Source organism: Janthinobacterium sp. PSPC3-1, from assembly GCF_049896105.1.
Classification (GTDB): Bacteria; Pseudomonadota; Gammaproteobacteria; order Burkholderiales; family Burkholderiaceae_D; genus Janthinobacterium.
The window spans coordinates 1-697 of sequence record NZ_JAFCTQ010000098.1; the positions used below are offsets into that span (position 1 = coordinate 1).

General features: G+C 59.3%; 1 protein-coding gene. It reads right to left on the reverse strand.

Annotated elements, in window-relative coordinates:
• Positions 1 to 19: 19 nt before the first annotated feature.
• Positions 20 to 697, reverse strand: a 678-nt coding sequence (locus tag ACP7B7_RS31640) for an IS110 family transposase (RefSeq protein ID WP_426079365.1), incomplete at its 5' end; no start/stop codon positions are given.

Below are 697 nucleotides of genomic sequence, written 5' to 3' on the forward strand. Positions count from 1 at the left end.
GTAGATACTGTTATCCCCGTCAAGCGTTGTGCAAGGTCGGATCAAATATTTTTCCAGACCTGAGCACACCGAATGCCACATGCACCAGCTTGCGCATCATGGCGCCGATGATCAGCTTCGGCGCCTTCCCAGCTGCGTTAAGCCGTTGACCGAAACGCTTACCCCACTCGGTTCTGTGTACGGCCACCATAGCCGGCATATACAGGGCTTTGCGCAGGAAGCTATGGCCGATCTTCGACATGCGCGGCTTGCCACGAACGCTCGATCCTGACTCGTGCTGGCGTGGATCGAGGCCGGCAAACGCCACGGCTTGCTTGGCGTTATCGAAGCGTTCCGTGTCGGCGTAGTACGACAGCAGGACGGGAATCGTACGCTCTCCCAGGCCAGGAATGCTGTCAAGCAGCTCGCGCTTGTCGCGTAAATCCGGATCATCGTCGATATGGCGCTTGATGGCGCGAATGAGTTCCTTGATTTGCCTATCGAGCCACGCAATGTGGTCTTCGATACCTTGGCGTACCGCTTCACGCGCGACATCGAGACGGTTCGTCTCCTGCAGTCGCATCGCTTGCAGCGCCTCCAGGCGCAGCACCATGGCGCGCAGTGCTTGTGCAGCGGGCGATGGCGCTGTCCACGGCTGCGGTTGGCGCTCATGGGCAAAGTCGGCAATCAACTGCGCGTCGACCTTGTCGGTCTTGGT